This window comes from Pseudomonas sp. LFS044, from assembly GCF_047978245.1.
In the GTDB taxonomy this organism is placed as follows: Bacteria; Pseudomonadota; Gammaproteobacteria; order Pseudomonadales; family Pseudomonadaceae; genus Aquipseudomonas.
In genome coordinates this window covers 158,519-165,496 of record NZ_JBFPFX010000012.1, presented here as the reverse complement: position 1 = coordinate 165,496, position 6,978 = coordinate 158,519, and the positions used below count along the sequence as shown (strand labels likewise).

The following is a 6,978-nucleotide window of genomic DNA, read 5'->3' as shown; positions in this document are numbered from 1 at the left end:
TTCAGCCATGCGCCAAGGCGAACAACCATGGCCTGGCTGGAACGGCACGTTGCAACAAATGTAGGAGCGGGCTTGCCCGCGATGCGCCGCGCGGGCGGCGCTCGATCTCAAAGGCGCTAAAGATCTCAAGGCAAGCGCTTCGCGATGCGCCCCGCAGGCGGCGCTCGGTCTCGATCACGATGAAAATGCCCAGCCGATCCCTGGCCAAGGCTCTACCCAGCACGTCTCATCGATCCCGCTGATGATTACTATCAAGCGTCCTGCTTGTTTGCCCGCCGAATCCTCCTCGTATAATCCCCTTCAATTTTCCCCCTTCCCCCGCCTACCGCAGGCGCCTTCCCCTTGGAACCCAACCCCATGCCAAGCCCCAACCAGGCCCATGACGGCCCACCCGAACACAATCAACAAAGCGTCAAGCAGCAGTGGCTGGCGATTCTTTCGGTCGCGGTGGGCGCCTTCGCCCTGGTGACCAGTGAGTTTCTCCCGGTGGGGGTGCTCAACGATGTCGCCAGCGACCTGGGCATCAGCGCCGGCCACGCCGGCCTGATGGTCACCCTGCCCGGCATCATGGCTGCCCTCGCCGCCCCGTTGCTGTCGGTGGGCATCGGCGCCCTGGACCGTCGCTACCTGCTGATCAGCCTGACGCTGATCATGATCATCGCCAACGCGGTGGTGGCCTACGCCAGCGATTTCAACCTGCTGCTGTTCGGGCGCGTGCTGCTGGGCATCAGCATCGGCGGCTTCTGGGCCACTGCGATCGCCCTCAGCGGCCGCCTGGCGCCCAAAGGTGTGGGCGTTGCGCAGGCTACCTCGATCATCATGGTCGGGGTGACGCTGGCCACCGTGCTGGGCGTGCCTGTGGGCACCTGGTTGAGTGGCTTGATGGGCTGGCGCATGACTTTCCTGGCTACCGCGCTGCTGGGCGTGCCGGTATTGCTGGCGCAGGTTCTGCTGCTGCCGCGGCTCAACCCCGACAAGGCCATTCGCATCAGTGACCTGCCGGCGCTGTTCATCAACCCGCAAGCCCGGGTTGGCTTGATCGCCGTGTTGCTGATCGGCCTGGCGCACTTTGCCGCGTATACCTACGTCGCCCCCTTCTTCAAACAGAACGCCGGCTTCGATGGGCAGACCATCAGTTCGCTGCTGCTGCTCTATGGCGTGGCCGGGGTCATGGGTAATGTGTTCGCCGGTTTCGCCGCCAACAAAAGTGTGCGTCACACCCTGTTGCTGGTGGCACTGCTGATCGCCACCAGCACTGCCCTGTTCCCCTACTTCGCCACGGGCATGACCGGCGCTGTGATGTTGATCGCGCTGTGGGGCTTTGCCTTCGGCGCCTTCCCGGCGTGCGCCAGCATCTGGATGTTCGTGGTGGCGCCCAAGGACGTCGAGCGCGGCATGCCGCTGTTCGTCGCCATGTTCCAGGTGATCATTGCCTTAGGCTCGTTCTTCGGCGGGCAGATCGTCGACCAGCTGGGCAGCCCGGTGCTGTTGAGCCTGGCCACGGCCCTGGTGGGCTGCGGCTTTGTCACCGTGCTGGTGCTGGGGCGTAACGTCAGCAACAGCCTGGCAGCCCAACCCGGCTGACAGGCCTGTGGCCGCCTGGGCCAGGCGCTGGATGGCATGGCGAATTTCGCCGGTATCCAGCGAGGCGAAGCCCAGGCGCAAGGCATTCTCCGGGTGCCCATCGGGTGAGAACTGCCGGCCGCCGCGCACCACCAGGCCAAGCGCCAGTGCGTTGGCGGCCAACTGCTCGACGTCGATAGACGCGGCAAACTTCACCCACAGCGCCAGCCCGCCTTCCGGCTCCTGCACCGATATCTGATCGCCAAAGGCCTCGTGCAGGCAGCTCAGCAGGGTTTGCCGACGGCGACGATACTCGCCAGACACCCGGCGCAGGTGCTTTTTCAGCTCGCCGTCATTGATCAGGTCCGCGAGCATCCGCTGCATCACCGCATCGCCCTGCCCCAGGGTCAGCACCGCGGTACGCTCCAACACCTCGATCACGTTCGGCGGCGCAACGATGAAGCTGCAGCGGAAGGTACTGCCCAGCGACTTGGACAGCGAACCGATGTAGATCACATGGCGCTGCAACCGGTCACTGGCCAGGGGCAGATACGGCCGGCCGGCAAAGTGATATTCATGGTCGTAGTCTTCCTCGATCACGCAAAAGTCGTGCAGCCGCGCCAGCTCCAGCAACTGCTGCCTGCGTGCAGCATGCAGGCTGACCGTGGTCGGGAACTGGTGGTGGGGGGTGAGGTACATCATGCGCACGTCGTGCAGCTGGCACAGTGCATCGATCTGGTCGACCCGGCAGCCCTCCTCGTCCAGCTCGACGGTCACCAGCCGCGCGCCGAGCTTGCGGAAAATCTCCCACGCCGGCGGATAGCTCAGGCGTTCCACCAGCACCACATCACCGGGCTTGAGCAACGCGCTGGCCGCCAGGTACAGCGACATCTGCACCCCTTGAGTGAGGCAGATGTGCTCGGGCCCGACGTTGAGGCTGCGGTTATGGCGCAACATGTCCGCCAGCGCGCTGCGCAGGTACTGGCTGCTGCTCTCGCAGCCGTGGCGCACGGTGTTGGTGGTAAAACTGTGGCGCAAGGCCTTGCGGTAATAGCGATGAAGCACGGCCTGTGGCAGCAGGCGATGGTCACAGGCACCGTTGTCGAAAAACAGCGCACCCGGCTGGTGCTGCAGCGCGCTGGCCTGTTCGCCCGGCGTGAAATAGGCCACGGCCGGCGCCTCGTGCAGCGGCAAGGCAAACGCCGGCGGCGCACCACGGGCCGGCACCGCCTCGATCGAAAGCTGATGGCTGACGAACGTGCCCCGGCGCTGCACGCTCTCCAACCAGCCTTTGGTGACGGCCTCCTCGTAGGCGAGTATCACTGTCTTGCGGTTGACGTTGAGCAACTGGGCCATTTCCCGCGTGCCGGGCAGCAACGTGCCGGGGCGCAGGCGCCCTTCGGTGATGGCGCTTACCAGGCCTTCGACGATCTTTCTGTAGGAAGCCTGCGGCTGTGCCCCATCGAGTTTGAGCAGCGGCCGCCACTTGCGAAGCTGGACCATGTGAATTATCCAGAACTGGAGGTTCTTATGGTCCTAGTCTATCGCAACAATCACACCTCTCCTGCCCCGATTTCAGCCCGAGGTGTGTATGCCCAATCGCCACGTCATCCAGTTGTCGCCCTCAGACAAGTCGTTCGAAGCCGCCGATGAACTGCTGCTCGACGCCATGCTCGCCAGCGGCCTGTCGGTGCCCTTCTCGTGCCGCCGCGGCGCCTGCGGCTCGTGCAAGGTCACAGTGGTTTCGGGCGAGTACCGCGCCAAGCAGTGCACAGGCGATACTCCGGCGCCCTCCTACCCGCTTGCCAGCAACGAGATGCTGCTGTGCCAGAGCCATGCCTGCAGTGACATGCGCCTGGAGATCCCCGGCTGGTCGGTGGATACACCGACCCTTGAAATCAAGGCGACGGTGTCGAGCAAACGCGACCTGAGTACGGATATCGTCGAACTTGTGCTGCAACCCGCGCAGCCCGTCGATGTACGGCCCGGCCAATACGTGAGGTTGCGCCTCGGCAATGGCGACAGCCGCTGTTTCTCCATCGCCAACCTGCCCGCACAGGACCAGGGGCGGCTGGTGTTTCATATTCGCAAGGTCAGCGGTGGGCTGTTTTCCGAAGGCATCCTGCCGGCGCTGCAAGCGGGCGATGCGCTGATGCTCGAAGGGCCGGTGGGTGCCTGCACCTGGCAGCACGACGATCAGCGCCCCGTGGTGCTGTTCGCCACCGGCACCGGCTATGCCGGCATCAAGCCGTTGCTGCTGACGGCCCTGGCGCGCCAGGCCGAGGTCACCCTGTATTGGGGCGGCGCATCGCTGAGCGACCTCTACGACAGTGAGTTTCTTGACCAGGCCAGCCTGCGCTACTCGCGTTTTCGCTGGCACCGGGTATTGTCGGCGCACGCCCGCGTACAGCAGCAAGCACTGGCCCATGCCCACGACTGGGCCGCCAGCCAGGTCTATGCCTGCGGTAATGCTGCGATGATCAGCCAGGCTCGCGAACAGTGCCTGGCAGCCGGTGTGCCGGCGCATCGGTTTGTCGCCGAGGCCTTCGTGCCCAGCGGCGCAGTGGCGCCGGCCACTGCGGTGGCCAACGCTTTCGACCCCGTGCTGGAAAAAGTCGGCCCGCGCTATTCACTGGACGGCATGCTCGCAGCCCGTGAACAGACGGTACGGGCCCTGGCCGCAATCGCCAGCCAGTTGAAAGTCGGCATGACCACCGCCCAGGCCCTGAAGATGGCCGATAAGACGTTAAAGGCAATGGGGGCGTCGCACACCTGGCACCCGACCTACATCCGCTTCGGTGACGACACCGTGCGCACACCGCGCCAAGGCATCGACCCGCAGCGCAGGCTGCGCCCCAGCGATATCGCTGTGGTCGACCTCGGCCCGGTATGGGATGGCTATGAAGGCGATTACGGCGATACCTTCGTCTTCGGCGAGCACCCCCTGCATCACGCCTGCGTCAAGGCGCTGCACGAAGTGTTCGAAGAAACGCGCCAAGCCTGGCGCACCGGGTTGACCGGCCGCCAGCTGTACGATGTGGCCGAGCGCAGCGCCCTGGGCAAAGGCTGGCAGCTCGAGCGCAACCTGGCCGGGCATCGCGTCACCGACTTTCCGCACGCCCTGTTCGGCCAGGAGAAACTGGCCGAACTGGAAATCATACCGAGCGAAATGGTCTGGGTGCTGGAGGTTCAGCTGTGCCACCCCACAGAACCGGTCGGGGCGTTTTTCGAGGACATCCTGGTCGGGGCCTAGCCCGGCAAGCTGTCAGCACCCAACAGCGACGCCCACTCAGGGACGCACGGCGGTCACTTCGATCTCGACTCGCCAGGCTGGGTGCGCCAGGCCGGCGATCTGGAACGCGGAACGCGCAGGCAGGATCGGCTGCTTGGCGGCAGGCCCGAAGAACTGCGTATAGCCCGCCATGAAGCCGTCGAAGTCCATCTTGCCGCCGTTCTCCGGGCCGCCGACCAGGAAGACTTGCATCTTCACCACATCCTTGAGCCCCAGGCCAAGGTCCTTCAGCTGTTGCTGGATGTTTTCAAGCACATTGATGGTTTGGGCCTTGGTATCGCCAAAGGATTCCAGCGAATCCTTGGGTGCATCAGGGTGAATGGCCGACGGCACCGAACCGCTGAGGTAGACCATCGTTTTACCGGCGGGCACTTCCACCGCCGAGGAAATCGGGAAGCTGCCTGCACCGTGGCGCACAACGTCCTGTGCGTGGACGGCACCGGCGCCAGCCAGGGTCAGGGCCAATGCGGCGACGGTCTCAACTGCGACTTTCATACGTTTCTCCTGAAAACTGCCTAGGGGGTGTGCACACATTTTCGAAGCGTGCACAGGGTCAATCCATTGTTAAGTGGGCTTAGAAGCGATACAGGCTGAAAGGCTTCGGGTCCAGCACCGGCGAACTGCCCAGCAGCAGGTCTGCGGTGAGTTCGGACGACACCGGGCTTTCTGTCATGCCCCAACCGGTAGCGGTATTGAGGACCAGGCCCGGGTACTCGTTTACCGGCGAAATGATCGGGTTCTCATCGGGGGCGATCGCCATGGCACCGCCCCATTGGTCGATCAACTTGGCCTCGCCGAAGGCAGGGAACTCGACCTTGAGTTTTGCCAATGAGGCATCCAGCTCCGGAATATCCGGGGCCGCCGTCATCAGCCGGTTTTTCTCGAAGGGCGAGACTTCATCCAGCTTCCAGTGTGTGGGCTGCATGAACGAGTCGATCAGTTGCCTGTTCAGCGCGATGTGCACCGGGAAGTCGGGAATCGCCAACAGCGGCAGGTACTTGTAGCCATACATCAAGGATTCTTTGACCACCGGGGCCACGACCACGCGGGGCGAGGTGGCGTAGGTGCCATCGGCCTGTTCGCGGAAGTAGATGTTGCCCGGCAGCGCAACGTTACCGCCCGGTGCATGGGGCGCCGCGCTGATGATCTGCTGGGACTGGTAAGCGGGCAAGGTAGGCACATCCACGCCCAGGTTCTGCATGAACAACCTGGACCACGCACCGCCGGCCACGACCACACGCGCCGTGCGGATTGCGCCTTTCTCGGTCACCACATCGGAGATCGCGCCTGCCTGGGTTTCCAGGCCCCTTGCGGCGCAGTGGGTGTAGATCCGCACGCCCATCTTCTTGGCATAGTCGGCCATTACATAGGAGGCGCGCTCGGCATCCAGGCTACCGGAGTCTTCCTCGAAGCCGGCAACGCTCCAGCTGGATGAGGCGCCGCGCAGACGCTGCTGAAGTTCACTGCCCTGGATGATGCGCGTCTTGAAGGGAATATCCGCACCCACTTCACGGGTTTTCAGGTCGATCCACTTTCTGACGCCTTCCAGGTCCTCTTCGTCAAAGGGCACTTCCACCCGCCCTTGCGTGCGGTAACTGGTATCGGCGCCCACTCTGGCATTCATTTCGCGCCACCGTTGCTTGGCAAGGTGGTGCAACTGGAAAGTCGCATCCGGCATTTTGTAGGTCATGACCTGGCCATAAAACCTGCAGGACTGTTCGCCGGCAATCTCACCTTTTTCAACAACAACGACCGAGAGGCCACGCTCGACCAAATTGATCGCTGTCATCAGCCCCAGGATACCGGCGCCGACCACGACGACGTCTGCCTGCTTGGGGAGCGCGCCTTCGGTGCCTTGCACAAAACCAAACCTGGGTGTGCCCGGGATCAGCCTGCCCTCGCGCGTCAGCAACGGTGTCAGTACCCCCGCCGCGCCTGCAGCAGCCACCACGCCGCCACCAATCAAAAACTTCCGCCTGGTCATTCCCATGACACTTCCCTTTCCTTGCATGCGTTCTAGCTGATTCAGAGGCGGCCATTCTGGTGACGGGCCTGGGTGGAAAGAATCGCTGGGGGCAAATACTTAGTTCAGGCATTTCGTAACTTTCACACAGTGGCTCGGC

General features: G+C 63.6%; 4 protein-coding genes and 1 pseudogene. 2 read left to right on the top strand and 3 right to left on the bottom strand.

The window, feature by feature from the left end; genetic code table 11:
* Positions 1–357: 357 nt before the first annotated feature.
* Entirely contained in the window at positions 358–1,584 is a 1,227-nt protein-coding gene (locus ACNQPL_RS12995; protein WP_346616088.1) for an MFS transporter, read from the top strand.
* On the opposite strand, the pseudogene ACNQPL_RS12990 reads toward ACNQPL_RS12995, so the two are convergent.
* Positions 1,585–3,066: pseudogene (locus tag ACNQPL_RS12990) on the bottom strand (PLP-dependent aminotransferase family protein); the annotation flags it as partial.
* Between the two features lie 88 nt (positions 3,067–3,154).
* Between ACNQPL_RS12990 and ACNQPL_RS12985 the strand changes: the two are divergent.
* Entirely contained in the window at positions 3,155–4,816 is a 1,662-nt protein-coding gene (locus tag ACNQPL_RS12985) for a M24 family metallopeptidase (RefSeq protein ID WP_416466963.1), read from the top strand.
* A 36-nt stretch (positions 4,817–4,852) separates the two neighbouring features.
* Here the strand turns inward: ACNQPL_RS12985 and ACNQPL_RS12980 are convergent, their stop codons facing one another.
* Together ACNQPL_RS12980 and ACNQPL_RS12975 are read right to left on the bottom strand one after the other, a co-directional pair.
* The gene (locus ACNQPL_RS12980) at positions 4,853–5,350 is read right to left on the bottom strand and encodes a RidA family protein (RefSeq protein WP_416466962.1); all 498 of its coding nucleotides are present in this window, start codon (positions 5,348–5,350) and stop codon (positions 4,853–4,855) included.
* Between the two features lie 79 nt (positions 5,351–5,429).
* On the bottom strand, positions 5,430–6,845 hold the full coding sequence (locus ACNQPL_RS12975) for an NAD(P)/FAD-dependent oxidoreductase (protein WP_416466961.1): 1,416 nt from the start codon (positions 6,843–6,845) through the stop codon (positions 5,430–5,432).
* Between the last annotated feature and the right edge of the window lie 133 nt (positions 6,846–6,978).

What these genes read in the sequence shown, in the direction of transcription:
- ACNQPL_RS12995 (WP_346616088.1), top strand. Translation starts at nt 358, where the DNA reads ATGCCAAGCCCCAACCAGGCCCATGACGGCCCACCCGAACACAATCAA.
- ACNQPL_RS12985 (WP_416466963.1), top strand. Translation starts at nt 3,155, where the DNA reads ATGCCCAATCGCCACGTCATCCAGTTGTCGCCCTCAGACAAGTCGTTC.
- ACNQPL_RS12980 (WP_416466962.1), bottom strand. Translation starts at nt 5,350, where the DNA reads ATGAAAGTCGCAGTTGAGACCGTCGCCGCATTGGCCCTGACCCTGGCT.
- ACNQPL_RS12975 (WP_416466961.1), bottom strand. Translation starts at nt 6,845, where the DNA reads ATGGGAATGACCAGGCGGAAGTTTTTGATTGGTGGCGGCGTGGTGGCT.